General features: G+C 60.5%; 21 protein-coding genes. 7 read left to right on the top strand and 14 right to left on the bottom strand.

The features are described 5' to 3' along the window. The first annotated feature begins 217 nt into the window (after nucleotides 1-217). Nucleotides 218-493, top strand: coding sequence for a hypothetical protein (locus ACMTA2_RS08575; protein WP_413794511.1), 276 nt, complete (start codon nucleotides 218-220; stop codon nucleotides 491-493). Nucleotides 494-639: 146 nt separating this feature from the next. On the opposite strand, the gene ACMTA2_RS08570 is transcribed toward ACMTA2_RS08575, so the two are convergent. Then, a complete protein-coding gene (locus ACMTA2_RS08570; RefSeq protein ID WP_413794510.1) occupies nucleotides 640-1,986 on the bottom strand; it encodes a DEAD/DEAH box helicase in 1,347 nt (448 codons plus the stop codon). Nucleotides 1,987-2,179: 193 nt separating this feature from the next. Here ACMTA2_RS08570 and ACMTA2_RS08565 point away from each other — a divergent pair, with 193 nt between their 5' ends. Further along, nucleotides 2,180-3,478 (top strand): mechanosensitive ion channel family protein, encoded by a 1,299-nt coding sequence (locus tag ACMTA2_RS08565; RefSeq protein WP_413794509.1) that lies wholly within the window; start codon nucleotides 2,180-2,182, stop codon nucleotides 3,476-3,478. 111 nt (nucleotides 3,479-3,589) lie between these two features. On the opposite strand, the gene ACMTA2_RS08560 is transcribed toward ACMTA2_RS08565, so the two are convergent. From ACMTA2_RS08560 to ACMTA2_RS08545, 4 genes are all read right to left on the bottom strand, one after another. Further along, nucleotides 3,590-4,456 (bottom strand): carboxylate/amino acid/amine transporter, encoded by an 867-nt coding sequence (locus tag ACMTA2_RS08560; RefSeq protein ID WP_413794508.1) that lies wholly within the window; start codon nucleotides 4,454-4,456, stop codon nucleotides 3,590-3,592. A 121-nt stretch (nucleotides 4,457-4,577) separates the two neighbouring features. Then, nucleotides 4,578-6,431: an ATP-binding protein gene (locus ACMTA2_RS08555; protein ID WP_413794507.1), complete on the bottom strand. Its 1,854-nt coding sequence runs from the start codon at nucleotides 6,429-6,431 to the stop codon at nucleotides 4,578-4,580. Between the two features lie 299 nt (nucleotides 6,432-6,730). Next, on the bottom strand, nucleotides 6,731-7,330 hold the full coding sequence (locus ACMTA2_RS08550) for an FMN-dependent NADH-azoreductase (protein ID WP_413794506.1): 600 nt from the start codon (nucleotides 7,328-7,330) through the stop codon (nucleotides 6,731-6,733). 154 nt (nucleotides 7,331-7,484) lie between these two features. Then, nucleotides 7,485-7,802 (bottom strand): 3-phosphoglycerate kinase, encoded by a 318-nt coding sequence (locus tag ACMTA2_RS08545; RefSeq protein ID WP_413794505.1) that lies wholly within the window; start codon nucleotides 7,800-7,802, stop codon nucleotides 7,485-7,487. Nucleotides 7,803-7,852: 50 nt separating this feature from the next. Between ACMTA2_RS08545 and ACMTA2_RS08540 the strand changes: the two genes are divergently transcribed. The 4 genes from ACMTA2_RS08540 (at nucleotide 7,853) to ACMTA2_RS08525 (ending at nucleotide 12,079) form a co-directional block, all read left to right on the top strand. Beyond that, the gene (locus ACMTA2_RS08540) at nucleotides 7,853-8,776 is read left to right on the top strand and encodes a PA3225 family LysR-type transcriptional regulator (RefSeq protein ID WP_413794504.1); all 924 of its coding nucleotides are present in this window, start codon (nucleotides 7,853-7,855) and stop codon (nucleotides 8,774-8,776) included. Nucleotides 8,777-8,790: 14 nt separating this feature from the next. Continuing rightward, nucleotides 8,791-9,594, top strand: a complete 804-nt coding sequence (locus tag ACMTA2_RS08535; protein ID WP_413794503.1) for an alpha/beta fold hydrolase — start codon at nucleotides 8,791-8,793, stop codon at nucleotides 9,592-9,594. A gap of 4 nt (nucleotides 9,595-9,598) precedes the next feature. Continuing rightward, a complete protein-coding gene (locus tag ACMTA2_RS08530; protein WP_413794502.1) occupies nucleotides 9,599-10,162 on the top strand; it encodes a peptidylprolyl isomerase in 564 nt (187 codons plus the stop codon). 84 nt (nucleotides 10,163-10,246) lie between these two features. Continuing rightward, nucleotides 10,247-12,079 carry an ABC transporter ATP-binding protein gene (locus ACMTA2_RS08525; protein WP_413794501.1) on the top strand — a complete coding sequence of 611 codons (1,833 nt, stop codon included), beginning with the start codon at nucleotides 10,247-10,249 and terminating at the stop codon, nucleotides 12,077-12,079. A gap of 225 nt (nucleotides 12,080-12,304) precedes the next feature. On the opposite strand, the gene ACMTA2_RS08520 is transcribed toward ACMTA2_RS08525, so the two are convergent. From ACMTA2_RS08520 to aceK, 8 genes are all read right to left on the bottom strand, one after another. Next, nucleotides 12,305-13,441, bottom strand: coding sequence for a GNAT family N-acetyltransferase (locus ACMTA2_RS08520; RefSeq protein ID WP_413794500.1), 1,137 nt, complete (start codon nucleotides 13,439-13,441; stop codon nucleotides 12,305-12,307). Between the two features lie 472 nt (nucleotides 13,442-13,913). Further along, entirely contained in the window at nucleotides 13,914-14,561 is a 648-nt protein-coding gene (locus ACMTA2_RS08515; RefSeq protein WP_413794499.1) for an RHS repeat-associated core domain-containing protein, read from the bottom strand. A gap of 189 nt (nucleotides 14,562-14,750) precedes the next feature. Then, a complete protein-coding gene (locus ACMTA2_RS08510; RefSeq protein WP_413794498.1) occupies nucleotides 14,751-16,061 on the bottom strand; it encodes an OprO/OprP family phosphate-selective porin in 1,311 nt (436 codons plus the stop codon). 279 nt (nucleotides 16,062-16,340) lie between these two features. Next, nucleotides 16,341-16,577 carry an anti-sigma factor family protein gene (locus ACMTA2_RS08505; RefSeq protein ID WP_003198910.1) on the bottom strand — a complete coding sequence of 79 codons (237 nt, stop codon included), beginning with the start codon at nucleotides 16,575-16,577 and terminating at the stop codon, nucleotides 16,341-16,343. Then, complete coding sequence (locus tag ACMTA2_RS08500; RefSeq protein WP_413794497.1) at nucleotides 16,571-17,182, bottom strand: RNA polymerase sigma factor; 612 nt, start codon at nucleotides 17,180-17,182, stop codon at nucleotides 16,571-16,573. Before ACMTA2_RS08500 ends, ACMTA2_RS08505 begins: the two co-directional genes overlap by 7 nt. 188 nt (nucleotides 17,183-17,370) lie before the next feature. Then, nucleotides 17,371-18,492 (bottom strand): beta-ketoacyl-ACP synthase III, encoded by a 1,122-nt coding sequence (locus ACMTA2_RS08495; RefSeq protein WP_413794496.1) that lies wholly within the window; start codon nucleotides 18,490-18,492, stop codon nucleotides 17,371-17,373. A 328-nt stretch (nucleotides 18,493-18,820) separates the two neighbouring features. Continuing rightward, entirely contained in the window at nucleotides 18,821-22,732 is a 3,912-nt protein-coding gene (gene hrpA, locus ACMTA2_RS08490; protein WP_413794495.1) for an ATP-dependent RNA helicase HrpA, read from the bottom strand. Nucleotides 22,733-22,948: 216 nt separating this feature from the next. Beyond that, nucleotides 22,949-24,670: a bifunctional isocitrate dehydrogenase kinase/phosphatase gene (aceK, locus tag ACMTA2_RS08485; protein ID WP_413794494.1), complete on the bottom strand. Its 1,722-nt coding sequence runs from the start codon at nucleotides 24,668-24,670 to the stop codon at nucleotides 22,949-22,951. A gap of 130 nt (nucleotides 24,671-24,800) precedes the next feature. Here aceK and ACMTA2_RS08480 point away from each other — a divergent pair, with 130 nt between their 5' ends. Beyond that, nucleotides 24,801-25,709 carry a DMT family transporter gene (locus tag ACMTA2_RS08480; protein ID WP_413794493.1) on the top strand — a complete coding sequence of 303 codons (909 nt, stop codon included), beginning with the start codon at nucleotides 24,801-24,803 and terminating at the stop codon, nucleotides 25,707-25,709. Between the two features lie 121 nt (nucleotides 25,710-25,830). On the opposite strand, the gene ACMTA2_RS08475 is transcribed toward ACMTA2_RS08480, so the two are convergent. Then, nucleotides 25,831-26,694 carry a DMT family transporter gene (locus ACMTA2_RS08475; RefSeq protein WP_413794492.1) on the bottom strand — a complete coding sequence of 288 codons (864 nt, stop codon included), beginning with the start codon at nucleotides 26,692-26,694 and terminating at the stop codon, nucleotides 25,831-25,833. Nucleotides 26,695-26,699: the final 5 nt, after the last annotated feature.

The following is a 26,699-nucleotide window of genomic DNA, read 5'->3' as shown; positions in this document are numbered from 1 at the left end:
TTGGCGTCAACTAAATGAATTCGGCTTTGAGGCTATTACTGAAACCATTCATCTGAAATCAGATGGGTCCGGTACGGAGGTACGAAAGCTCCAGAGCTAAGATGGATACCTCCTACAAAACAAACACACAGGCCCTCACAGCCCCTAACGAATGAACTTTCCGACCAACACTGGCCTCCACCCATTACCTGCCCAACAAGGAATACGAGGCCCTGTCATGAAAAACTTTCTCAAACTCACCCTCGCCGCCGCCCTCACCTGCGCCCTGCCCGCCTGGGCTACTTGCACGCCTGACGAAGCCACCCTCAAGCGTGAACAACTGGCCCAGGAAGTGACCAAGCTCACCGAACAGAACCCAACCAAGGCCAAGGAAATCAATGATGAGTTGCAGGCCATGGACCTGGAGACGGCCAGCAAGGATTTGCCGGATAAGTGCCAGTTGATCGATAAGCGCCTGGAAGAGTTGAAGGAGGCGGAGAAGAAAGCGCAGTGATTGCCCACATCTCGAGCACAGCCAGCTTTTGTGGCGAGGGGATTTATCCCCTCGCCACAGGGTCTCTGCATGGCAGGTAGTTTTGTGTTTATCCATAAAAAAACCGGACCCAAGGTCCGGTTTTTTCATGAAGCGCTACCGCCGTTTCACTCAGCCGCAGGCGCCTCTGGCTTGCGGCGCTTGAGCGGGGCCATGCCGTCCTTGCTGACCAGCGACGGGGTGTCGCTTTTCGGGCGGTTGGCGGTCTTGCGCTTGGTCGGAGCCTTGGCGGCGGCTTTCTTCTTGTCGCCCTTGCCATCGACCTTTTTCTTCTTCACGCCAACGGCCTTGCCCGACGCCTTGACCTTTTTCGGCCCGCCGTAGGTGCCTTTGACTTCCTTGATGGTGCGGCGCTCGAAGCTCTGCTTGAGGTAGCGCTCGATGCTCGACATCAGGTTCCAGTCGCCGTGGCAGATCAGCGAGATCGCCAGGCCATCGTTGCCGGCACGACCGGTACGGCCGATGCGGTGCACGTATTCGTCGCCGCTGCGGGGCATGTCGAAGTTGATGACCATGTCCAGGCCATCCACGTCCAGGCCACGGGCGGCGACGTCGGTGGCGACGAGGATTTTCACGCCGCCCTGCTTGAGGCGGTCGATGGCCAGCTTGCGATCCTTCTGGTCTTTCTCGCCGTGCAGCACGAACGCCTTGTATTCCTGGGCCACCAGGCGACCGTAGATGCGGTCGGCCATGGCGCGGGTGTTGGTGAACACAATGGCTTTTTCGTAGGTTTCGTTGGCCAGCAGCCAGTTCACGATCTGTTCTTTGTGGACGTTGTGATCAGCTGTGATGATCTGCTGCCGGGTCGTGGAGTTCAGTTGGCTGACCGCGTTGAGCTGCAAGTGCTCGGGGTTGTTCAGCACCTTGGCGATCATCTCGCGCAGGCCCGAGCCGCCCGTGGTGGCGGAGAACAGCATGGTCTGCTGGCGATTGACGCATTCGTCCACCAGGCGCTGCACGTCTTCGGCAAACCCCATGTCCAGCATGCGGTCGGCTTCGTCCAGCACCAGTACTTCGACTTCCTTGAGATCCAGGTTGCCGGCGTTCAACTGCTCGATCATCCGCCCCGGCGTGCCGATCAGGATGTCAGGCACCTTGCGCAGCATGGCGGCCTGGACCTTGAAGTCCTCGCCACCGGTGATCAGGCCGGACTTGATGAAGGTGAATTGCGAGAAGCGCTCCACTTCCTTCAAGGTCTGCTGGGCCAGTTCGCGGGTCGGCAGCAGGATCAGGGTCTTGATGCTGACGCGGACCTTGGCCGGGCCGATCAGGCGATTGAGGATCGGCAGCACGAACGCGGCGGTCTTGCCGCTGCCGGTCTGCGCCGTCACCCGCAGGTCACGCCCCTGGAGCGCGAGCGGAATAGCCGCTGCCTGCACCGGCGTTGGCTCGACAAATTTAAGCTCGGCCACGGCTTTGAGCAGGCGTTCGTGCAGGGCGAATTGGGAAAACACGGGTGCTACCTCGAAGAAATGCAAAAAAACAGCTGCATAGGGTAACGGTTTCGAGCGCGAAGGCCGAGTTTCTTTATACAAACGGCGGTAAATCAGTGCATTTTTATCAGCCAATATTGCATCGACGGTCACTTGACCGGGCTTAAATGCTCTAATCGTCCCGTCGCGTCTTTATAGAAGAATCGTTTCGTCCATGGACATCAAACAACTCTGGGTCAACCTCCAAGACCTCTGGGGTGCCCTTGACCAGCACCCGTTCCTGCATTCCAGCCTCGCCCTGATGTTGCTGCTGGTCATCGCCCTGGTGCTGGGGCGGGTAGCGCGCTACTTGATCCTGCACGCTGCCAAGTTGCTGGGACGCCAACCGGCCCTGCACTGGGTCAATGACCTGCGCCAGAACAAGGTCTTTCACCGCCTGGCGCAGATGACGCCGTCACTGATCATCCAGTCCGGCCTGCATCTGGTGCCGGAACTGAGCAAGACCAGCCTGGTTTTCCTGGGCAATGTCGCCCTGGCGTTCACCATCCTGTTCATGATGCTGAGCCTCAGTGCCCTGCTCAGCGCCCTGCTGGACGTGTACGCCCGCACCGAACACGCGCGTACCCGCTCGATCAAGGGCTACGTGCAACTGACGAAGATGGTGCTGTATGTGTTTGGCGCGATCATCATTGTCGCCACGTTGATCGACCGCTCGCCGCTGTTGCTGCTGTCGGGCCTGGGTGCGATGTCGGCAGTGATCCTGTTGGTCTACAAGGACACCCTGCTGTCGTTCGTCGCCAGCGTGCAGCTGACCAGCAACGACATGCTGCGGGTCGGCGACTGGATCGAGATGCCTCAGGTCGGCGCCGACGGCGATGTGGTGGACATCACCCTGCACACGGTGAAGGTGCAGAACTTCGACAAGACCATCGTCTCGATCCCGACCTGGCGCCTGATGTCCGAGTCGTTCAAGAACTGGCGCGGCATGCAGCAGTCCGGTGGTCGCCGGATCAAGCGCAGCCTGTTCATCGACGCCAGCGGCGTGCGCTTCCTGCATGACGACGAAGAACAACGCCTGACCCAAGTCCGCCTGTTGACCGACTACATCAGCCGCAAGCAGGCTGAACTCAAGGCCTGGAACGAAGCCCAGGGCAACGTCGCGGCGATGTCGGCCAACCGTCGACGGATGACCAACCAGGGTACTTTCCGGGCCTATGCCCTGGCCTATTTGAAGAGCCACCCGGAGATCCAGCCGAACATGACCTGCATGGTGCGCCAGATGCAGACCACCGCCCAGGGCATCCCCCTGGAAATCTACTGCTTCACCCGCACCACCGCGTGGACGGACTACGAGCGCATCCAGGGGGATATCTTCGATTACCTGCTGGCGGTGATGCCGGAATTCGGCTTGAACCTGTATCAGCAGCCGAGCGGCACGGACTTGCGTTCGGGGCTGCTGCCGGGGGTGTTGGGGGCGAGTCATCTGCCCGAGCCGCAGAAGCAGGTGGTCTAAAGCCAACCACCATCCCCCTGTGGGAGCGAGCTTGCTCGCGATAGCGATCTGTCAGAAACATAGATGCTGACTGATGCTCGGCTATCGCGAGCAAGCTCGCTCCCACAGTGTTCAGGGTGCAGGTTGCGGCTGGCGTACCCCCAACCGGCTGATCCACACCGCCGCCAATATCACCGACCCACCCAGCAGCAACCGCCCCAACGCCTCGTGCTGGTTCCAGATCAGCAGGTTCACCAGCAGCCCCACCGGCACGTGCAGGTTGTTCATCACCGCCAGCGTCCCACCGTTGACCAGGCACGCGCCCTTGTTCCACCAGTACAGCCCCAGCGCGGTGGAAACCAGGCCTAGGAACACCAGCACGCCCCATTGCAGCGGGGCGTCGGGCCAGAAGTCGGCCTTGCCGAACAGCAGGAAGGCCGGCAACGCCACCATCAGCGCACCGAGATAGAAATAACCGAAACGCCGGTAATGCGGCAGGTCACTCGGATGACGGGCCACCAAGTGTTTGTAGAGCACCTGCCCGGCGGCATAGGTGAAGTTGGCCAGTTGCAGCAACAAAAAGCCCATGAAGAAGTCCGGGTTGATCCGGTCATAGCGAATCACCGCCGCGCCGGCCACGGCCACCAGCGCCGCGATCAGGGCCCAGGGATTGAAGCGACGATTGAGCGCATCTTCGATCAGGGTCACATGCAGCGGCGTCAGGATGGTGAAAAGCAGAACCTCGGGCACCGTCAGCACACGGAAGCTCAGGTACAGGCACACGTAGGTCACGCCGAACTGCAAGGCGCCGATCAACAGCATGCCGCGCATGAACGACGGCTCCACCTGGCGCCAACGGGTCAGTGGAATGAACACCAGTCCCGCCAGTACCACGCGCACCAGCACCGCGAAATAGCTGTCCACATGCCCGGCCAGGTACTCGCCGATCAGGCTGAAGGAAAACGCCTGGATCAATGTCACAAAAAGTAGATAGCCCATACCACCCCTCATTTCGAATGGCGGCGAAGATAGCGGTTTTGCTCGGTGGGAGCGAGCTTGCTCGCGGCGATCGAGTACCGGTTGCCAACGATGTGGGTCTGAATCACTGATTTGAAAGGCTTTACAGCACCGCAACGCCAGTGTGGCGCTGAAGCCGGCCACTGGCCGCCCGCTGAAGCACACGGGTCAACGCCTGGAAGTTCGCCGGTTTGGTTAAAACGTCATCGGCACCCGCCGCCCTGAAACGCTCTATCTCGCTGGAAAAGGCGCTCGCGGTGAAGGCCACGATATAGCAGGTAACCCCCCCCGGGAGTTCACGGATTCTATGGATGGCCTCCAGCCCGTCCATGACAGGCATCTCGATGTCCATGAAAACGATCTCTGGAATCGAAGTCATGCACTGTTCGACTGCCTCCCGCCCATTTGATGCAAGACCGGGGGCATAACCCAACTCTTGCAGCATCGCCATGGCAACTTTCTGGCTCACGGGATGATTTTCCACCAGCAGGATGTCCAGCGGGTACTCTTCGGCAAAAGATACGTTGACACTCACCGCGGCGTGATCGTTGGCGTAGGGGATTTCCGAGACTGAAAAAAGCGCCATGGGAAGCGAGAAGCAAAACGTCGACCCGACCCCGGGCTGGCTGGTAAAGGACAAGGTCCCCCGTTGCGCCTCGATCAGACTCTTGCAAATGGAAAGCCCCAGTCCACTCCCTGTAAAACCTTGGCTGACCGGCTCTTTGAATTGGGCAAAGGGCTTGAACAGGCTGTCCTGCCGCTCCAGTGGGATGCCAATGCCGGTATCGCGTATGGAAAAGTCGAGTCGGGCTTGAGGGCCATGACCACTGGTAGTCACGGTGAGCGAAACCTCTCCGCTTTCGGTGAACTTGACGGCGTTGCCCAGCAAGTTGATCAATACCTGGCGAAGACAATCGATATCGGTCTTGACCAAGGGCGGTACGTCCGACGAAACCTTGGCTTCAAGGGCAATTGGCTTACCCTGGATATTTTGTCGGATCATTTCAAGGCTGGAAGAAACCAGTGCTCGTACGTCAAACACGCAAGGCTTCAACTCAAGCTTGCCTGCTTCGATTTTTGCAAGATCGAGTACGTTATCAATAAGCGACAACAGCGTTCGCCCACTGCCATGAATTGTTTTCAGCAGACGGCGCTGCTCGGGATTCAGTTCGGACTGGGCCAGCAGCTCGGTCGCGCCAATGACGCCGTACATAGGGGTGCGGATTTCATGACTCATGGTGGCCAGAAATCTGGTTTTCGAACGATCGGCGTCTTCGGCGGCATTTTTTGCCTGATTCAGTACGTGTTCATTGACTCGCAATTGCTGGAGATGCGCACGCATGCGTAAAAGGATAAAAGCGAGAAATACCAGAAGGGCCACGATGACATGGTAAAGGGAGTCATGATTAAGTTGTTGGTAGTAGTCGGCCAGGGTAATTTCCGCCCCGACAACATACACCGTACCGTCTTGTGATTTCAGTGGGACAAAGACCGCGCGAAAATCCCCCCAATGATCCGAGTAATCGATCCAGGTTGGCTTGGTACGCTCGAAACTGTCGAGTAAAGCCTGGCTCGCATCGGGATACGGATCGAAAAACCGTACGAAATTCCCCTCTTGAATTTCTTGCTTCGATGCGCTGGAGCTGACCAGGTAAGCGACGCCACCTCGCTTGATCACACTGTAGACAAACGCAGTGCCCATGGACTCGTTGAAGCTGGAAAGCCGCTCAATGCTATCCCAGTCTTGCGCCTGCGATTTGGAATGTTTATCGACCAGATTGTCATGGTAACGGTCGCCGAGAATGGCCGAAGCGCCCAGTGCGGCATGCAGCAATTTATTATTGATATTGTCAGTGAGGACGCTTTGCGTCTCGACATAGAGGTAGTAGATGTAGCCACTCGCCCCTATGAAATAGGCCAAGAACAAAGCCCATGTTTTGCGTTTGAATTTGAACATATCACAGTCTCCCTACTGCAATTGCGCGCATAAACTACCACAGCAGGCATCGAGAGACTTGCCAAATCCGAGTGAAGCCATGGCCTGCACATCTTCCAGCCCTCCTGACGAGAGGGTCGTCCATGTCAAAGAGTCGTTGTTTCCATTTCCCCAAAAAAAAGCCCGATCTCGCTAATAGCGTTCAATCGGGCTGATGCACTCAGGAGCAATAAGTGCAAAGGGAGGTTCGATGCGCAAAACGGTTTGAAGGGAAGCGCCAGGTCACTAGACCACCTGGCGATTACCTGAGGATTAACGGATCAGGCGACCTGGGACAGTTTGGCGTTGGCCTGATTCAGCCCCTTCTCCTGGAAGTCGCCGCCCAGGTTCATGCCTTCGGCATGGATGAAGGTCACGTCGTGGATACCGATGAAGCCCATGACCTGGCGCAGGTAGGGTTCCTGGTGGTCAGTGCTGCCACCGGCGTGAATGCCGCCCCGGGCGGTGAGCACGAAGGCGCGCTTGTCGGCCAGCAGGCCTTGGGGACCGGTGGGGGTGTATTTGAACGTCACGCCGGCACGCAGCACGTGGTCGAGCCAGGCTTTCAAGGTGCTGGGAATGGCGAAGTTGTACATCGGCGCAGCCATTACCAGGACGTCGGCGGCCAGCAACTCATCGGTCAGTTGGTTGGAGCGCTCCAGCGAGGCGTTTTCAATGTCGTTGCGCTGCTCGACAGGCTTCATCCAACCGCCCAGTAAATTGGCATCCAGGTGTGGCACCGGGTTGATGGCCAGGTCGCGAACGCTGATTTCGTCGGCCGGGTGTGCGGCTTTCCACTGGTTGATGAAGGTCTGGGTCAGTTGGCGGGAAACCGAGTCTTGCTGGCGGGCACTGCTTTCGATGATCAGAACGCGGGACATGGCTTGTAGGCTCCATCTGAGAATGTTGTAAGTCGATGGAGTGAAGGTTAAACGTGAGCATATCGATGAAAAAGCGCAAATAACTGCTGTAATGCATCGATAAATTCGTTTATAAGCGAAGCAAGCAATATGGCCTGCCCCACTGCCAGGCGCGCTACTTCGGCTGACAGGTCAGCTTGATGCGCAGCTTGATGATGTTGCGGTTGAACTTGGCCGTGGCGTTCTTGAACTTGCCGGCGGCGACTTCGATCTTGCGGGTGCGAGGTGCTTCCGGGCCATTGCTGAAGACGACGGTACAAGCCGCGTCGGTGCTGCCGTAGTTGTTGACCTGTATAGAGCCGATGTCGGCATCGGTGTCATAGGCGTTGTAGTCGATGCTCAGGCCGTTGAGGTGTTTTTCCACATCGATCGGGTAGGCAAATGCAGTCAGCGGCAGCAAGGCCAGCACCACTGCACAACAGATTTTCTTCATTCGGCAGTCTCCACCAAGGGACCGCCAGCTTAGGACAAGAGGAGCCCGATATGAAAGCGCCCCGTGTGACCCTTGATCAATGGCGCACCCTGCAGGCGGTGGTCGACCACGGCGGTTTCGCCCAGGCCGCCGATGTGCTGCATCGCTCCCAGTCGTCAGTGAGCTACACCGTGGCACGCATGCAGGATCAACTCGGCGTACCCTTGCTGCGCATCGACGGGCGCAAGGCCGTACTGACCGAAGCCGGCGGCGTCCTGCTGCGCCGCTCGCGGCAACTGGTGAAACAGGCCAGCCAATTGGAAGACCTGGCCCACCACATGGAGCAAGGCTGGGAAGCGGAAGTGCGCCTAGTGGTCGACGCGGCCTACCCCAACGCCCGTCTGGTTCGCGCCTTGACCGCGTTCATGCCGCAGAGCCGTGGCTGCCGGGTGCGGCTGCGCGAAGAAGTGTTGTCGGGTGTCGAAGAAGTGTTGCTCGAAGGCGTGGCCGACCTGGCCATCAGCGGCTTCAGCATTCCCGGTTACCTGGGCGCGGAATTGAGCGATGTGGAGTTCATCGCGGTGGCCCACCCCGAGCATGCCCTGCACCGCCTCAATCGCGAGCTGAACTTCCAGGACCTGGAAAGCCAGTTGCAAGTGGTCATCCGCGACTCCGGGCGCCAGCAGCCCCGGGACGTCGGTTGGCTCGGCGCCGAACAGCGCTGGACCGTGGGCAGCCTGGCCACCGCCGCGAATTTTGTCGGCAGCGGCCTGGGATTCGCCTGGCTGCCCCGGCACATGATCGAGCGGGAGCTCAAGGAAGGCGTGCTCAAGCGTCTACCCTTGGAACAGGGAGGCAGCCGCAACTCGACCTTCTATCTTTTTTCAAACAAGGAAAAACCCCTGGGCCCGGCCACGCAAATCCTGATCGAATTGCTGCGCACCTTTGACACCGCGCCACTGGATGCGCCGTTCGCCGCCCCTGAACAAGCCTGACAAGGATTTCGCCGATGGCCTATTTCGAGCACGAAGGTTGCAACCTGCACTACGAGGAATACGGCCATGGCGCGCCCTTGGTGCTGGTCCATGGGCTGGGCTCCAGCACCCGCGACTGGGAAAAGCAGATCCCGGAACTGTCCGCCCGCTACCGTCTGATCGTGATGGATGTGCGCGGCCACGGTCGTTCCGACAAACCTCGCGAGCGCTACAGCATCGCCGGCTTCAGCGCCGACCTGAGCGCGCTGATCGAACACCTGGACCTCGGCCCGGTGCACTTGGTGGGCTGGTCCATGGGCGGCATGATCTGCTTCCAACTGGCGGTGGATGAACCCGAACGGGTCAAGAGCCTGTGCATCGTCAACAGTGCGCCGCAGGTCAAGGTCCGCACGCTCGACGATTGCTGGCAATGGTTCAAGCGTTGGAGCCTGATGCGCCTGCTCAGCCTGGAAACCATCGGCAAGGCCCTGGGCGCCAAATTGTTTCCCAAGCCCGAGCAAACCGAGTTACGCCTGGAAATGGCTCGACGCTGGGCAAAGAACGACAAACGTGCTTATCTCGCCAGCTTCGATGCGATCGTAGGCTGGGGGGTTCAGGAACGACTTTCGCAGGTCGTCTGTCCAACCCTCGTCATCTGCGCCGACCACGACTACACCCCGGTGGCGCTGAAAGAAGCCTATGTAAAACTGCTGCCCGACGCACGGCTGGTGGTCATCGCCGATTCACGGCACGCTACCCCGCTGGATCAACCCGAACGCTTCAACCAAACCCTGCTCGACTTTTTGACCGCAACCGACTCCACCACTCAGGATCTCTGACCCCATGCTGAAGAAAATCGCCCTTGCCGCTGGCACCGTACTGTTTGCCGCCAACCTGATGGCCGCTACCCCCGCCAAGGCGCCCCATGTATTGCTGGAAACCACCAACGGCCAGATCGAAATCGAACTGGACCCGGTCAAGGCCCCCATCAGCACCAAGAATTTCCTTGAGTACGTGGACAGTGGTTTCTACAACAACACGATTTTCCACCGTGTGATCCCGGGCTTCATGGCCCAGGGCGGCGGCTTCACTCAAGCCATGCAACAAAAAGACACCAAGGCACCGATCAAGAACGAAGCCAGCAATGGCCTGCACAACGTTCGCGGTACCTTGTCGATGGCCCGCACGTCCAACCCGGACTCGGCCACCAGCCAGTTCTTCATCAACGTGGCCGACAACGCCTTCCTCGACCCGGGCCGTGACGCCGGCTACGCGGTGTTCGCCAAGGTGGTCAAGGGCATGGACGTGGTGGACATCATCGTCAACTCCCAGACCACGACCAAACAAGGCATGCAAAACGTGCCGGTCGATCCTGTGATCATTAAGTCGGCCAAGCGCCTCGACTGAAGAGGCACATGGCAAGCCTGGGCGGCGCGGCGATCCCGCACCGCCCATTAGCAAAAAGGAGAGCCCCCGCCAGGGCATTTACCCATGGTTTTTCGCCGTTTCGAAACACTGATCGATATCTTCCGCGACGCCCCGAGCTCGGCCCCGCCGAACCGCGTCCTGCCCTTCTACACCTATTACTTGAAACAGGTCTGGCCCAGCTTCGCCGTGCTGCTGGTGGTCGGCCTGATCGGCGCGCTGATCGAAGTGGCGCTGTTCAGCTACCTGAGCCGCATCATCGACCTGACCCAGGGCACGCCCAATGTGGACTTCTTCAAGGTCCATGGCTTGGAGCTGGCCTGGATGGCCGTGGTGGCACTGGTCTTGCGGCCCATCTTCGTGGCCCTGCATGACCTGCTGGTGCACCAGACCCTGAGCCCCGGCATGACCAGCCTGATCCGCTGGCAGAACCACAGCTACGTGCTCAAGCAGAGCCTGAATTTCTTCCAGAACGACTTCGCCGGACGCATCGCCCAGCGCATCATGCAGACCGGCAACTCCCTGCGCGACTCGGCGGTACAAGCGGTGGATGCCCTCTGGCACGTGCTGATCTACGCCGTCAGCTCCCTGGTGCTGTTCGCCGAAGCCGACTGGCGCCTGATGATCCCGCTGCTGATGTGGATCGCCGCCTACATCGGCGCGCTCTGCTATTTCGTGCCGCGGGTCAAGGAGCGCTCGGTGGTATCGTCCGACGCCCGCTCCAAGCTCATGGGCCGGATCGTCGACGGCTACACCAACATCACCACCCTCAAGCTGTTCGCCCACACCAACTTCGAACAGCAATACGCCCGCGAGGCCATCCAGGAACAGACCGAAAAAGCCCAGCTGGCCGGCCGCGTGGTCACCAGCATGGACGTGGTCATCACCAGCATGAACGGGCTGCTGATCGTCGGCACCACGGCGCTGGCCCTGTGGCTGTGGACCCAGTCGCTGATCAGTGTGGGCGCCATTGCCCTGGCGACCGGGCTGGTGATCCGCATTGTCAACATGTCCGGCTGGATCATGTGGGTGGTCAACGGCATCTTCGAAAACATCGGCATGGTCCAGGACGGCCTGCAGACCATCGCCCAGCCGGTCAGCGTCACCGACCGCGACCAGGCCAAGCCCCTGGCGGTCGCTCGGGGCGAAGTGCGCTTCGAGCATGTGGATTTCCACTATGGCAAGAAGAGCGGGGTGATCGGCGACCTGAACCTGATCATCAAGCCCGGCGAAAAAATCGGCTTGATCGGCCCGTCCGGTGCGGGCAAGTCCACCTTGGTGAACCTGCTGCTGCGCCTTTATGACGTACAAGGCGGGCGCATCCTCATCGACGGCCAGGACATTGCCGAAGTCGGCCAGGAAAGCCTGCGCGAGCGGATCGGCATGATTACCCAGGACACCTCGCTGCTGCATCGCTCGATTCGCGACAACCTGCTCTACGGCAAGCCCGACGCCACCGATGCACAACTCTGGGAAGCCGTGCACAAGGCCCGGGCCGATGAGTTCATCCCACTGCTGTCGGATGCCGAAGGCCGCACGGGGTTCGATGCCCATGTGGGTGAGCGCGGGGTAAAGCTGTCCGGTGGCCAGCGCCAGCGCATCGCTATCGCGCGGGTGCTGCTCAAGGATGCGCCGATCCTGATCATGGACGAAGCGACCTCAGCGCTGGACTCGGAAGTCGAGGCGGCCATCCAGGAAAGCCTCGAAACGCTGATGCAGGGCAAGACCGTGATCGCCATCGCCCACCGCCTCTCCACCATCGCCCGGATGGACCGCTTGGTGGTACTGGAAAATGGCCGCATCGCCGAAACCGGCAGCCATGCCGAACTGTTGGCCCATGGCGGGTTGTACGCGCGGCTGTGGCATCACCAGACGGGTGGGTTTGTGGGGATTGACTGACCTCAGAGTTGCTTTGGCATAAGGCCTTTGAGCCTGGCTCACTGCAAGAACTGGTTTGGCACAAGGCCTTTGAGCCTGGCTCACTGTGGCGAGGGGATTTATCCCCGCTGGGCTGCGAAGCAGACCTGAAGCCAGAAAACGCGGTGTGTCAGGCTGATTGAGTGACTGCAGTGGGGCTGCTTCGCAGCCCAGCGGGGATAAATCCCCTCGCCACAGGTAGATGTGTCAGCCCCCGGAGTCAACCTGCCGATAAGGCAGGGCTGCCCTCGCCTCTTCGGCATACGCCAGTACCCCCTCGTGCTCGCGCGCCAGGAAGTCCGCCACCGCCGCCTTCAATCCCGGATGACGCAAGTAATGCCATGACCGGGTGATCACCGGCTCGAACCCGCGAATCAATTTGTGCTCGCCCTGGGCGCCGGCGTCAAAACGCTGCAAGCCATGGGCAATCGCGTAGTCCATGCCTTGATAGAAACAGGTCTCGAAGTGCAACCGGTCGAACTCCGCCAGGCAGCCCCAGTACCGTCCATAGAAACTGTCGCCGCCCACCAGGCTGAATGCCATCGCCACCGGCCGTGAACCTTGCTTGGCAAGCACCACGCGAATCGCCTCGGGCATGCGTTCGGCCAGCAGGCTGAAAAACGCCCGCGTCAGGTACGGCGCCTGCCGACGCACCGCATAAGTGTTGGCGTAACAGGCGTAGACAAAATCCCACTGGGCCTCATCCAGTTGATGGCCATCGAGCCATTCGAACTCGATACCCTGCCCCGCCACCTGCTCCCGCTCCTTGCGCATCTGCTTGCGCTTGCGGGAACTGAGGGCGTCGAGAAAGTCCTGGAAATCCCGATAACCGCGATTGCGCCAGTGATACTGGCAGCCGATCCGCTGCAACCAGCCATCCTGCCCGGCCAGCGCCGTGTCGGTGAACGCATCGGTAAAGTTGATATGGGCGCTGGACAGCCCCTCGACCTCCAGATACCCCGGCACGCTGCCCAGCAACGCCAGCCCATCCTCCCCCCGCGCCGCCAGCAAACGCGGGCCACTGACCGGACTGAACGGCACCGCCGTCAGCAACTTGGGGTAATAGTCGATCCCGGCCCGGGCACAGGCATCGGCCCAGCCGTGGTCGAACACGTACTCACCGTAGGAATGCCACTTGCGGTAACTGGGCAAGGCTGCCAACAAGTGACCGTCTTCTATATGTAGCAAATGCTCGGCCTGCCAGCCGGATTGCGGGCCCAGGCTGGCGCTGTCTTCCAGGGTGGCGAGGAACGCGTGGCGCAGGAACGGTTGATTGGCGGGCACCAGCGCGTCCCATTCCTGGGGCACGATGGCAGAAAGGGTGTCCAGTATTTGAAGCGGCATTGGGGGTACCAGGGTCCAAGCGATAGGATCAGTATCGCCGATCCGGGAATAAGGAAGGAGGGATATTCGATGTTTTACATACGGAGCCCGCGGATGTTTTTCATCTCCTCCTCTCCGAGATTCAATCCTTTGAAGTATTTTTCCAGATCACTTCTCGGTGAGATTTTCTGATCGTATGCCGCTGCAATTATTTTAAAGTCTCTTGTACTGTGCCGGGTCCTGCCTAGGCGGCCTATATTATTCTTAGCATGTCGATAGCCCGTATTGGCCGACGTAAACACCTTAAGACTACTTTCCACTTGACTCTCCAGAGTCGCAATATGAGCGCTCCCCTCGACCTCTGCCGTGATGAGATCCGCTTTACGCGCCAGTACCACGTCCGAATAAAAATTTCTCCTTTTCTTCAGGTATTCCACATCTTTAGGCCTAATGGTTTTGATTGACGCCGCTTCCGATTTACCAGGATTAGTTCTCAGAGATCCCGCGGTATACCTGAAACATCTTCGAGATAATCCGCCGAGCTAGTCGTTTTCCTGAGGGCTCTGAGGAGCCAGCCTAAAGGGGTATGCCCTGTCGGGTCTAGATGATTGATCGGATCCCCCATGCAATACATATATGCATTTAAGCCACCCTCTCCAAACGGGCTCAAGTTGTCCGGACCGTGGAACCTCATCATTAACGGATTGAAGACTCGGTAGCCCTTGCCTAGCAAATACCATCCGGTTTGCCCTTCACGCCGCTCGCCGTTGTAACCCAGCAGGCTGTTCGCTGATGCGGCATCAGTGAGATGACCGTAGGGCGAGTAGGCATGACGCGTGATGCCCTGCCGACTGACCTCCCCCAACACACTGTTCTTGTCATCGCCCACCAGCAACCGGGCGCCAGAGCTACCGCCGGCCAGGAGTTGAGCGAGCACAACGTCTTCCGCTCGGACAAAAGTCGTACTGTCAGCTCCGTTGATCTCGGTCACCAGTTCATTGTTTCGGTAAAAGCGTTGTTCCAGGTCGCCCGTAGCGCTACGTCCGATCAGCCTGTCCAGTGCGTCATAGTGAAAACGAGTAACCGTTATGACACTAAGGTCATTGGACCCAAGCTGGCCTGTCCTATCTGAACCCGCCATGCTGCCCTCCCGGTACGCCGGTGCGCCTGGACAAAGTAGGCACGCTTTCGGGATAGGGCGAAACTGTCAGGGTTTACAGGTGCATGCCCGTACAGTGCCTGCCGGAAAAAAGGCCAAAAAAAACCCCGCCAGAGGCGGGGTTCAAAGGAGCTTAACGGATGAAGCGAGAGCGGTGCAGCCGTACGTGGCTTAGAACACGTACTGGGCGCGCATGACAAAACCGTCGCCATCGTCGTCGCCATTGGCGTTGGTGACTTTGTCGGTCTTGGCCTTGACGTACGTGGCGGAGATTTTCACCGCTTCGTTGGCGTACCAGTTCACGCCCAGGTTGTGCACCTTGGCTTCGGCATCACCCACTTCACGGGTGGCCGAGGCCGTAGTGATGTTGTCGTCTTCGACGGTCATGCTGTCGAAGCGGTAGAACACTTCCCAGGCGCCGATGGATTTGTTCTGAGGCTTGATCGCGTCAAACTTGCCGACCTTGTAACCACGGGACTCACCGGTGAGGGTGTAGGCACCCTGGACGTAGAAGCCGTGGCCTTTGAGGTCTTCGAACGCGTCGCTGTCAGCCTTGGTCTTGCGGGAGATGTATTCACCCTGGATCGACGCTGGCCCCATGGCGAATGCGGCTTCCAGGCCGAAGGCGGTGTCAGTGTCGTAGGAACCGGCCGGCGAGTTGTTGGCGCCGCCCAGGACCGGACGGTTGCCGTTAGGGCCAGCATCGTTGCCGCCCAGGGTTTCAACGCCGCGCATGCCCAAGCGGGAGCGATAACGAGCGTCGAACGCGGTGTCCGAAACGTCACGGGAGGCGACGTTCAAACCGAAGTGCAACACGTTGCCCGCGTCGTGCATCGGGGCGAAGACGAAACGACCGTTGACTTGCTTGACGCTGTCGCCGTCGGTGTCGTTGTTGTCCTTGGCGAATACGCCAGCGGAGGCATAGAACGAATCGGCGAAGGTGCTGGAGGCCTGCAGACCCAGACCGTTCTGGTGGCCGTTGGCCCAGTCGATCAAGTCATAAGCAGCGTTGCGCTCAGGTGCGGTGACCCACTTGGAGCTGGTGGCTTTTTCCAGACCGAAATCCGGGTCGAAACGACCGAATTTGATCGAGACTGGCTTGAAGCCGTTGTAGGCCATGGACGCTTCGTCGAAGTAACCGTCGTCCGAGCTGCCGGCGTTGTGAGAGAAGTCGTAGCTGATGACGTAGGCCCAATCCGTGTACAGCACGCCGGACAGCTCCAGGAAGGCGCGACGGAAGTAAGCGGCATCAGCCGAATTGCCGTTATCGGTGTAGATACCGTCGAACTGGCTGTAGTCAGCCTGCAAACGACCACCGAGCTTGAAGCTGAACTCTTTGTCAGTGGTAGCGACCTCAAGGCCGCCCTTGGTCTTGACCACGATATCGGCGCCATCGGTGGTGACGGTGCCGGCGAAAGCCTGGGCGGTTACTGCCATTGCCAGTGCGCTGGCGGCAACACCTGCGAAGTGCTTACGGATCATCGAAGAATTCCCCTAGTTGGTAGTCTATGCGTTAGAAAACACGCGGAACTGGGCCCGCTGGTGTTGGGAGGGGATCTTGGCGATGGGTTGTGTCAGGCGAGTTGCTATCACATAAAGATTTTATGACAGCGGAACTTTTTACTTCGAATAGGAATAACCCAAAAGCCCTGTGGGAGCGAGCTTGCTCGCGATGGGGGTCTTTCAGTCAACATTGATGTTGGCTGGTCTACCGCTATCGCGAGCAAGCTCGCTCCCACAGGGGGGGGTGTGTATCGCGGTTTAGCGGATGTTTCTGCGGCGCTCGGCGGCGAGTTTCTCGGCGAGGTGATCCAGGTCGGGAATCGGCGGTTGCGGCAGTTTCCTGAGGGTCGCCTGCATCAGGCGCATCTGGCGGATAAACCGCCGGCAGTTGGGGCAGAACATCAGGTGATGACGCACCATCAGGCGTTCACGAAAACTTAACTGGCCGTCGAGATAATCGCTGGAGCGCGCCACTTGTTCCTTGCAGGTCAGCATTCGCCGGTTTCCTCGAAATGTTCCACGGTCGCGAAGACCTTCAGCCTGGCGCGATGCAACAGCACTCGGACATTGGAGAGCGAGATGTCGAGAAGATTACAAATTTCTTCCAGCTCCAGGCCCTGGCGTTCACGCAGGGTCAACACGCTGCCCTGCAGTTCTGACAGGCTGAGCAACGTGTGCTCCAGGCAATCACGCAGCTCGCTTTCCGTGAGCAGGGCTTCGGGTGTGTCCTGGTGCCAGGCGAATGGCGCCAGCAGCCAATGGCCGTCAGCGGCGAAACGATCATCGCCGAGGGTGCCGTGGGGCGCCGGAAGGTCATCGAGCAATACTTCCCGACGGTTCTGTTTGTAGCGGCCCTTGGCGGCATTGGAGGTGATGGTCAGCAACCAGGTCTTGAGGCTGGAGCGCCCCTGGAAACCACTGAGATTGCGCACCACCGACAGCCAGGCGTCCTGCACCACTTCGTCGGCATGGCGACTGCCGACGATGGCATAGGCCACCGCGCGCATCGGGCTCTGGTAGGTGCTGACCAGTTCTTTGTAGGCCTGCTGCTCACCGGCCAGGAGGCGTTGGAGCAGGAGGGTGTCATCGGTGACCGTCATTCAAACCCCATTACCTTGCAAGACTGGCGATGTTTTTGTGGCGAGGGGATTCATCCCCGCTGGGTTGCGAAGCGACCCTGATATCTGCCATTGCGGTGCATCAGGATGCATGCCTTGCCTGCCTTGGGGCTGCTACGCAGCCCAGCGGGGATGAATCCCCTCGCCACAATACATCCCATAGCCAGTCTTCAGTGCTTACGCAAAATCACACTGCCAATCGAATAACCGGCGCCGAACGAGCTGAGGACGGCAACCGAGCCGCTGGGCAGGTCATCCTGGTATTTGTGAAAGGCAATCACCGAACCGGCCGAACTGGTGTTGGCGTAGCGGTCGAGGATCACCGGGGCTTCTTCTTCGGTGGCTTCGCGTCCGAGCAGTTTGCGTACGATCAGGTGGTTCATGCTCAGGTTGGCCTGGTGCAGCCAGAAGCGCTTCACCTCGCCAACGCTCAACTGGTTCTCTTCCAGATGGGCACCGATCAACTCGGCCACCATCGGACAGACGTCGCGGAACACCTTGCGGCCTTCCTGGACGAACAGCTTGTCACGGCTGCCGACACCTTCTTCGGCGGCGCGGTTGAGGAAGCCGAAGTTGTTGCGGATGTTGTTGGAGAACTTGGTCAGCAGCTTGGTGCTGACCACGTCGAACTGGTACGGCGAGGTCGCCAGGTCCGCCCGTTCGATGACCACGGCGGTAGCCGCATCGCCGAAGATGAAGTGGCTGTCGCGGTCGCGGAAATTCAAGTGGCCGGTGCACACTTCCGGGTTGACCATCAAAATCGCCCGGGCCTGGCCCAGTTGCACGCTGTTGGCCGCGGCCTGGATGCCGAAGGTGGCCGACGAACAGGCCACGTTCATGTCGAAACCGAAACCTTCGATGCCCAGGGCTTCCTGGACTTCGATGGCGATGGCCGGGTAGGCACGCTGCAGGTTGGAACAGGCGACGATGACCCCGTCGATGTCGGCGACGGTGCGGCCGGCGCGCTCCAGGGCCTGTTTCGCGGCACCAATGGCCATTTCACAGAGCACCGACCACTCGTCGTTGGAGCGCTCGGGCAGGCGGGGGGTCATGCGTTGCGGATCGAGAATACCGTCCTTGTCCATGACAAAGCGGCTTTTGATGCCGGACGCCTTTTCGATGAACGCGGCGTTGGATTCGGTCAATGCCTCGACGTCACCGCGCTCGATGGCGTCGGCGTTGTCGGCATTGAATTGCGCGACATAGGTATTGAAAGATTGCACCAGCTCTTCGTTGGAGATGCTGTTGGCCGGGGTGTACAGGCCGGTGCCGCTGATGACGACATTATGCATGGTCGTGTCTCTGATCTGTTCAGGCAGAAAGCATTGGCACCGACGTACCAATACACAAACGGACTTTTTCCATCCGGGGAAGCAGCCCTGGCATCGCTTTATTCCGATCCGCCCGGGGCATTGAAGCTCAAAACCACGGAACCGGCATTTATAGGCGCGAAGTTTGCCATAAACGCTGGCGTTTGGCCCATGCTCCCTTCACTACAACACCATACCCTGTGGGAGCGAGCTTGCTCGCGATAGCGGTGTATCAGTCAACATCAATGCAGGCCGAACCACCGCTATCGCGAGCAAGCTCGCTCCCACAGGGGTTAGAGGGGCTTTGCGATCACCCCTCCACCTGCCCCCACTGCTTGCCCAGGCGCTTGTCCGAGATCGGCACCTTGGTCCCCAGTTGCTGGGCGAACAGCGACACCCGGTATTCCTCCAGCCACCAGCGGTACAGCTCCAGTTGCGGATCGCGCTTGCCCTCCTGGGCGTGTTTGCCGGCGCGGGCCTGGTATTGGGCCCAGAGGTTCGACAGTTCGCCGCTCCAGACCCGGTCTTTCTGCACCTGGCTGCCCAGCTTTTCGAAGCGTTGCTCGATGGCCTTGAGGTAGCGCGGCAGCTCCTTGAGCCACTGATGCGGGGTTTCCCGCACGAAGCCCGGGTACACCAGTTGGCTGAGTTGCTGCTTGATATCGTTCAGCGCCACGGCTTGGGCCAGGTCGATCTTGCCCTTGAAGCGTTTTTGCAGGCCGTGCCAGAGCTTGAGGATGTCCAGGGTCAGCTTCGCCAGGCGTTCGGCGTGTTCGGTCCAGCCGCCGCGCTTGCGCTCGGCCAGGGCGGCCAGGGCGGCGCCGTCGCGGGGCAGGCTCGCTTCACCTTCAAGCACGCAACTGTCGAGGCTGGCCAGCAGGATGTCTTCCACCAGGCTGTCGATGCGGCCCAGGTCGCGGTACAGCAGGCCCAGCTCCGTCAACCCTGGTAACTTGCCACGCAGGAACTTCGCCGATTCGGCCAACTGCTGCATCAACAAGCGCTGCAAGGCGCGGCGATGCTGGAACTCGGCTTCGGCCGGCGTCGGGAATCGCCCTTCCTTGACCACGCCGCCCTCTTCCACCAACGCCGGATAGACCGTCATCGATAGCCCGGCGATCTTCTGCTGGGTTTTCTCGGCCACCGGCGCGAAGACCTTCGCCTCCACCGGCGCCTGGCTTTTCGCCGTTTGTGGCACGGCCAGGGCCGCCTGGCTGGCTTCGGCAAAACGCGCCGTCAACTCGGCCAGGTCGCGGCCTTCGCCGAGGAACTTGCCTTGGCCATCGACGATTTCCAGGTTCATGCGCAAGTGGCTTTCCACCTGCTGGGCCGCTTCAGCCCAGGCTTCGTCACTGACCCGCGCCCCGGTCATGCGCAGCAGCTCACGGCCCAGGGCCAGGGGCAACGAGCCCTCGGCGAAGGTGATGCGCTGCAGCGCCGCCTTGACGAAGTCCGGCACCGGGACGAAGTTCTTGCGCAGGGCCTTGGGCAGGTTGCGCACCAGGGCGATGCACTTGGCCTCGATCATCCCCGGCACCAGCCATTCCAGGCGCTCCGGCGGCAGCATCGGCAGCAGTGGCGCCGGCACTCGCAGGGTCACGCCGTCGCGCGGGTGATTGGGCTCGAAGTGATAGCTCAGCGGCAAGGTCAGGTCGCCGACGCGCAAAGTGTCCGGGTAATGCGTTGCGGTGACCTCGCTGGCCTCGCGGGCCAGCACGTCTTCCTCGCGCATGATCAGCAATTGCGGGTCTTTCTGGCTGTTGATCCGGTACCAGCTGTCGAACGTCGCGGTCTGGTGGATCTCGGCTGGCAAACGTGCGTCGTAGAACGCGAACAGGGTTTCCTCGTCCGCCAAAATATCGCGGCGACGGGCCTTGGCTTCCAGCTCGTCGAGTTGCTCCAGCAGCCGGGTATTGGCCCCCAGGCACTTGGCCTTGGACTGGATCTCGCCGCGCACCAGCGCCTCGCGGATGAACAGTTCCCTCGACACCACTGGGTCCACCGGCCCGTAATGCACTGGCCGCCGACCAACCACGATGAGCCCGAACAAGGTGATCTGCTCATAGGCCACCACTTGCCCGCGCTTCTTCTCCCAATGGGGTTCGAAGTGGTTTTTCTTGATCAGGTGCCCGGCCAGCGGTTCGATCCAGTCCGGTTCGATCTTGGCCACCATGCGCGCATACAGCTTGGTGGTTTCCACCAGTTCGGCCGTCATCAGCCACTGCGGACGCTTCTTGCCCAGGCCCGACGAGGGGTGGACCCAGAACCGCCGCTGGCGAGCGCCCAGGTAATCGCCGTCTTCGGTTTTCTGGCCGATCTGGCTCAACAGGCCCGAGAGCACCGCTTTATGCAGTTTCGGGTAGTCGGCCGGGTCTTTGTTAAGGCTCAACTGCATGTCGCGGCAGATCAAACTCAACTGGCGATGGGAGTCCCGCCACTCGCGCAGGCGCAGGTAATTGAGGAAGTTCTTGCGGCACCAATTGCGCAGCGGGCTGGCGGTCAAGGCCTGGCGCTGCTCTTCGAAACCGCGCCACAGGTTGACCAGCCCGGCGAAGTCCGAATCCGCGTCCTTCCACTGGGCGTGGGCCTGGTCCGCCGCCTGTTGGCGCTCCGGCGGACGCTCGCGGGGGTCCTGGATCGACATGGCACTGGCGACGATCAGCACCTCCTGCAAACTGCCCAATTTCGCCGCTTCCAGCAGCATGCGGCCCATGCGCGGGTCCACCGGCAGGCGCGCCAACTGCCGTCCCAACGGGGTCAGCTGACTATTGCGGTCCACCGCCGAGAGTTCTTGCAGCAGGTTGAAACCGTCGCTGATGGCCTTGCCATCCGGCGGTTCGATGAACGGGAAATCGGTGATCTCGCCGAGACGCAGGTGCAGCATCTGCAGAATCACCGCCGCCAGGTTGGTGCGCAGGATTTCCGGGTCAGTGAACTCCGGCCGTCCTAGAAAATCTTCTTCGCTGTACAGCCTCACGCAGATCCCCGGCTCGACCCGCCCGCAGCGACCCTTGCGCTGGTTGGCACTGGCCTGGGAAATGGCCTCAATGGGCAGGCGCTGGACCTTGGCCCGATAGCTGTAGCGGCTGATGCGCGCGGTGCCGCTGTCGATCACGTAGCGGATGCCCGGCACGGTCAGCGAGGTTTCGGCGACGTTGGTCGCCAGCACCACGCGACGGCCCGGGTGGGACTGGAAGATCCGCTGCTGTTCGGCCGGCGACAGTCGCGCATACAGCGGCAGAATCTCGGTGTGCTTGAGCTGGGCCTTGCGCAGCATTTCCGCGGCGTCGCGAATCTCCCGCTCGCCCGGCAGAAACACCAGCACGTCCCCAGGGCTGCGCCGCTCACTGCGCTCGTAGGCGGCGATTTCATCGAGGGTGGCGAGGATCGCCTGGTCGACGGTCAAGTCGTCCTCGACCCGGTTGCCCTCCTCGTCCTGCTCCAGGGTCAGCGGGCGATACCAGGTTTCCACCGGGAAGGTGCGGCCCGAGACTTCCACGATCGGCGCGTCATCGAAATGCTTGGAGAAGCGCTCCAGGTCGATGGTCGCCGAGGTGATGATGACTTTCAGGTCCGGGCGGCGCGGCAGCAGGGTCTTGAGGTAGCCGAGCAGGAAGTCGATGTTCAGGCTACGTTCGTGGGCCTCGTCGACGATGATCGTGTCGTAGCGCTCGAGGTAGCGGTCATTCTGGGTCTCGGCCAGCAGGATGCCGTCGGTCATCAGCTTGATCAGCGTGTTGGCGTCGCTCTGGTCCTCGAACCGCACCTGATACCCCACCAGCGCCCCCAACGGCGTCGCCAGCTCTTCAGCCACGCGGCTTGCGACGCTACGGGCGGCGATCCGGCGCGGCTGGGTGTGGCCGATCAAGCCATGCTGGCCGCGACCGATTTCCAGGCAGATCTTCGGCAACTGCGTGGTTTTCCCCGAGCCGGTTTCGCCGGCAATGATCAGCACCTGGTGCTTGAGCAGCGCGTCCTTGATTTCGTCGCGCTTGGCGGCAATCGGCAGATTGTCGTCATAGCGGATCACCGGCAGGCTCGCCTTGCGCGCCAGCACCTGGTCGCACGACGCCTGCATGCGCGTCACCCACTGGGCCAGCTTGGCCTCGTCGGGTTTCTTGCGCAGCTCGAGCAACTGGCGACGCAACCGGTGACGGTCGGCGAGCATGGCGTGGTCGAGGTTTTTCAGCAGCTTGTCGATAGCGGGGGCTTGGTCAGTCATCAGATACGCAAGGGTCGTCGGTTTTGTGCAGGGGGCGATTGTCGCAGATTTGTCCGTACCCCGCTGTTGTGGCGAGGGGATTTATCCCCGCTGGGCTGCGAAGCAGCCCTATCAAGGCGACGCCAATGAGCGGATTAAACTCGGCCCTCTTTGTGGCCGCTGCGCGCCCAAGCGGGGATAAATCCCCTCGCCACAGGGGCCTCGTTGCCTGCCGGGTTATTCGTTGTCCAGGTCCTTGCGCCGATACGGGAACACATCGATCACCTTCCCCGCCCGGATCGCCTCCTGCAGGCTTTTCCAGTAATCGGCGTTGTACAGCTCGCCGTGCAACTGGTCGAACAGCTTGCGCTGGCCCGCGTCGGCAAACAGGAACGGCGGGAACTCTTCGGGGAAGACGTCCAGCGGGCCGATGGAATACCAGGGCTCGGAGGCCATTTCGTCTTCCGGGGTGCGGGGCTGGGGGATGTGGCGGAAGTTGGCTTCAGTCAGGAAGCAGATTTCATCGTAGTCGTAGAACACCACGCGGCCATGACGGGTCACGCCGAAGTTCTTGAGCAGCATGTCGCCGGGGAAGATATTGGCCGCCGCCAGTTGCTTGATTGCCAGGCCATAGTCTTCAAGGGCCTCGCGCACCTGGTCCGGGTTGGCATTTTCCAGATAGAGGTTCAGGGGCGTCATCCGGCGCTCGGTCCAGCAGTGGCGAATCAGCACCGTCTCGCCTTCCACCGACACCGTGGACGGCGCCACTTCCAGCAGTTCTTCCAGGCAGGCCGGCTCGAACTTGCTCAGGGGAAAGCGGAAATCGGCGAACTCCTGGGTATCGGCCATGCGTCCGACCCGGTCGACGCTTTTCACCAGGCGATACTTCTCGATCACCGTGGCCCGGTCGACGTTTTTCGACGGTGAGAAACGGTCCTTGATGATCTTGAACACCGTGTTGAAGCCCGGCAGGGTGAACACGCTCATGACCATGCCGCGCACGCCGGGCGCCATGATGAACTGGTCGTCGGTGTTGGCCAGGTGGTTGATCAGCGCCCGATAGAACTCGGACTTGCCGTGCTTGTAGAAACCAATGGAGGTGTACAGCTCGGCGACGTGCTTGCCCGGCAGGATGCGCTTGAGAAAACCGATGAATTCCGCCGGCACCGGCACGTCCACCATGAAGTACGAGCGGGTGAACGAGAAAATGATCGACACCTGCGCCTCGTCAGTGATCAGCGCGTCGATCTGGATGCCCCGGCCTTCACGGTGCAGCAGCGGTATCACCAGCGGCCATTGGTCGTCCTGGGTGTAGATCCGGCCCACCAGGTAGGCGCCCTTGTTGCGATAGAGCACCGAGGAAAACAACTCCACCGTCAGTTCCGGGTCCTTGCAGACCCAGTCCGGCAGGTTCTCGCGCAACTGCGCTTCGAGACGCTGCAGGTCCCCCGGCAGATCGGCGTAGTTCTCGCTGAAACGGTAGTCGGCGAACACGCTCGCCAGCATCCGGTCCAACTGCCCCTGGGGCTTGTAGGTGCGGGTCTGGGCGGAACGGGCCCGGCGCAGGCTGGGCCGGGTGGTGTGGATGAACATGGTGCCGTCGCTGATCAGGTCATGGCTGAACAGGCCGCAGAAAATCGAGTTGTACCAGGTTTCAGACAGCTCATCGTCGAAGCGCAGGTCGATCAGGCTGATGTAGGCGCTTTTGACCAGTGGCCAGCAGCTCACGTCCATCAGGGTTTCGTCATCGAAGGCCTTGTGCAGCCTGGCGACGGTTTCGAAGACTTTTTCTTCATACAAGTTGATGCGCGCCGCCGAAGCCGCTTGGGCTTCCAGCCACTGGGCCTGCTCGAACCGGGCGCGGGCACCATCGGTGATCTGCCGGAAATGCTCACGATAATCGTCGAAGCCGTCGAGAATCGAACGGGCGATTTCGAGGGCGGGCCATGGCTGCGGCATAAGGTAAACCTCGGCGGGTCATGCTTGTTATTGGCGACTGAGCTTAGAGGCCAATCACGCGGCAACGCAACCATTGCCATCGGTATGCAGGGCGGCGACACTTGCCGCCCAATCAAGGAAGGAATGACTCGTGAACCTCGTCGATATCCTGCGTTTACTGTCACTGGCCGCTATCTGGGGCGCCAGTTTCCTGTTCATGCGCATTATCGCCCCCGTCATTGGCACCCTCCCCACTGCCTTTTTTCGCGTGTCCATCGCCTTCGTCGGGCTGCTGGTGATCCTGGCCCTGATGCGCGTCGACTGGAATTTTCGCGGCAAGCTCAAAGTCGTGATGGGGCTGGGCCTGATCAACTCGGGCATTCCGGCCACGTTCTATTCGCTGGCGGCCCAGGTGCTGCCGGCCGGTTATTCGGCGATCTTCAACGCAACCACGCCGTTGATGGGGGTGCTGATCGGCGGCTTGTTCTTCAGCGAAAAACTCACCCCGGCCAAGGTCAGTGGTGTCTTCCTGGGGCTGCTCGGCGTTGGCATCCTGACCCGCGCAGGCCCGGTGGCGTTCGACCTGCAATTGTTGATGGGCGCCCTCGCCTGCCTACTGGCCACGACCTGCTATGGCTTTGCCGGTTTCCTCACCCGGCGCTGGCTCGATCACCAAGGTGGCCTGGACAGCCGCCTCTCGGCCCTGGGCAGCATGTTTGGCGCCACGGTGTTCTTGCTGCCGCTGTTTGGCTACAGCGTCATCAGCCAACCACCGGCCAGCTGGGGGGGCTGGAGCGTGTGGTTGTCGCTGCTGGGGCTGGGCCTGGTGTGCACCGCACTGGCATACATCCTTTATTTTCGCTTGCTCAGTTCCATCGGCCCGGTCAAATCCATGACCGTGACCTTCCTGATTCCGCCGTTCGGCGTGCTGTGGGGGGCGTTGCTGCTGGATGAGCCGTTGGGGATGGCGCATCTGTATGGTGGGGTGTTGATTGCGGCGGCGTTGTGGTTGGTGTTGAAGCCTTCGGTAGCGAAACCGGCTGAGGTGTCTGCCCGGTAGTTCATCGGCGCTGTTAAAAATGCTATCGCGAGCAAGCTCGCTCCCACAAAGGGCTGTGCATAACCTTGTGGGAGCGAGCTTGCTCGCGATAGCGGTGGTACAACCAGCCAATAGCTAAGGGCTAGCGACTTTTACGAAACACAAACACCAACCCCACGATGATCAGCACCATCCCCAGCAAGCTCAACAACGCCAACCGGTTGCCAAACACCAGGTAGTCCATGATCGCCGTCACCGCAGGCACCAGGTAGAACAGGCTCGTGACATTGACCAGGTTGCCGCGGGCGATCAGTCGGTACAGCAGCAACGTCGCCAAAACCGACACCACCAGCCCCATCCACAACACCGGCCCCCAGAACCCCACGCTGTATTCGAAATGAAACGGCTGGAACGGCACGAACACCGCGCACAGCACCAGCCCGGCCAGGTACTGCACCGGCAGCGTGCCCAGTGGGTTGTCGGTAATGCGCTTCTGCATGATCGACCCGGCCGTCATGCTCACCAGTGCCAGCAACCCGCATAGCATCCCGGCCAGGGACATGCCGGCCAGGCCGATGCCCTGGTACACCACCATGACCAACCCGACCAACCCGAGCATCAGGCCGAACAGCCGCGACCAGGAACGCTGACGTTCCATGAGCACCACGGTCAGGATCGGTTGCACGCCCATCAGGGTTGCCATGACCCCCGGCGTGACACTCAGTTGCAGCGCCAGCAGATAAAAAATCTGATAGGCGCCCAGCAGCACCAACCCGGTGGTCGCCGCGTACAGCATCGGCTTGCCAGTCCTGGGCAGCTTGAGCTTGAGCAACGGAATCAACAGCACCAGCGCCGACAGCGCGATGGCAAAACGGATCAGTAAAAAGGCGAAGGGGGAAGCATGGGCCAGGCCCAGCTTGGAAAAGATCGCCCCACTGCTCCACAGCAAAACGAACAGGCTCGTGGAAGCCGCCGCCAACAAGGCGTTTTTGGAAAGGGAAAACATGGATA

Source organism: Pseudomonas medicaginis, assembly GCF_965119365.1.
Classification (GTDB): Bacteria; Pseudomonadota; Gammaproteobacteria; order Pseudomonadales; family Pseudomonadaceae; genus Aquipseudomonas.
Note: the sequence above shows the minus strand (reverse complement) of the source record. Positions and strands in the feature narration are given on the sequence as shown.

Coding starts and splice junctions, on each gene's coding strand:
- ACMTA2_RS08575 (WP_413794511.1), top strand. CDS start 218: ATGAAAAACTTTCTCAAACTCACCCTCGCCGCCGCCCTCACCTGCGCC.
- ACMTA2_RS08565 (WP_413794509.1), top strand. CDS start 2,180: ATGGACATCAAACAACTCTGGGTCAACCTCCAAGACCTCTGGGGTGCC.
- ACMTA2_RS08560 (WP_413794508.1), bottom strand. CDS start 4,456: ATGGGCTATCTACTTTTTGTGACATTGATCCAGGCGTTTTCCTTCAGC.
- ACMTA2_RS08555 (WP_413794507.1), bottom strand. CDS start 6,431: ATGTTCAAATTCAAACGCAAAACATGGGCTTTGTTCTTGGCCTATTTC.
- ACMTA2_RS08550 (WP_413794506.1), bottom strand. CDS start 7,330: ATGTCCCGCGTTCTGATCATCGAAAGCAGTGCCCGCCAGCAAGACTCG.
- ACMTA2_RS08545 (WP_413794505.1), bottom strand. CDS start 7,802: ATGAAGAAAATCTGTTGTGCAGTGGTGCTGGCCTTGCTGCCGCTGACT.
- ACMTA2_RS08540 (WP_413794504.1), top strand. CDS start 7,853: ATGAAAGCGCCCCGTGTGACCCTTGATCAATGGCGCACCCTGCAGGCG.
- ACMTA2_RS08535 (WP_413794503.1), top strand. CDS start 8,791: ATGGCCTATTTCGAGCACGAAGGTTGCAACCTGCACTACGAGGAATAC.
- ACMTA2_RS08530 (WP_413794502.1), top strand. CDS start 9,599: ATGCTGAAGAAAATCGCCCTTGCCGCTGGCACCGTACTGTTTGCCGCC.
- ACMTA2_RS08525 (WP_413794501.1), top strand. CDS start 10,247: ATGGTTTTTCGCCGTTTCGAAACACTGATCGATATCTTCCGCGACGCC.
- ACMTA2_RS08520 (WP_413794500.1), bottom strand. CDS start 13,441: ATGCCGCTTCAAATACTGGACACCCTTTCTGCCATCGTGCCCCAGGAA.
- ACMTA2_RS08515 (WP_413794499.1), bottom strand. CDS start 14,561: ATGGCGGGTTCAGATAGGACAGGCCAGCTTGGGTCCAATGACCTTAGT.
- ACMTA2_RS08510 (WP_413794498.1), bottom strand. CDS start 16,061: ATGATCCGTAAGCACTTCGCAGGTGTTGCCGCCAGCGCACTGGCAATG.
- ACMTA2_RS08505 (WP_003198910.1), bottom strand. CDS start 16,577: ATGCTGACCTGCAAGGAACAAGTGGCGCGCTCCAGCGATTATCTCGAC.
- ACMTA2_RS08500 (WP_413794497.1), bottom strand. CDS start 17,182: ATGACGGTCACCGATGACACCCTCCTGCTCCAACGCCTCCTGGCCGGT.
- ACMTA2_RS08495 (WP_413794496.1), bottom strand. CDS start 18,492: ATGCATAATGTCGTCATCAGCGGCACCGGCCTGTACACCCCGGCCAAC.
- hrpA (WP_413794495.1), bottom strand. CDS start 22,732: ATGACTGACCAAGCCCCCGCTATCGACAAGCTGCTGAAAAACCTCGAC.
- aceK (WP_413794494.1), bottom strand. CDS start 24,670: ATGCCGCAGCCATGGCCCGCCCTCGAAATCGCCCGTTCGATTCTCGAC.
- ACMTA2_RS08475 (WP_413794492.1), bottom strand. CDS start 26,694: ATGTTTTCCCTTTCCAAAAACGCCTTGTTGGCGGCGGCTTCCACGAGC.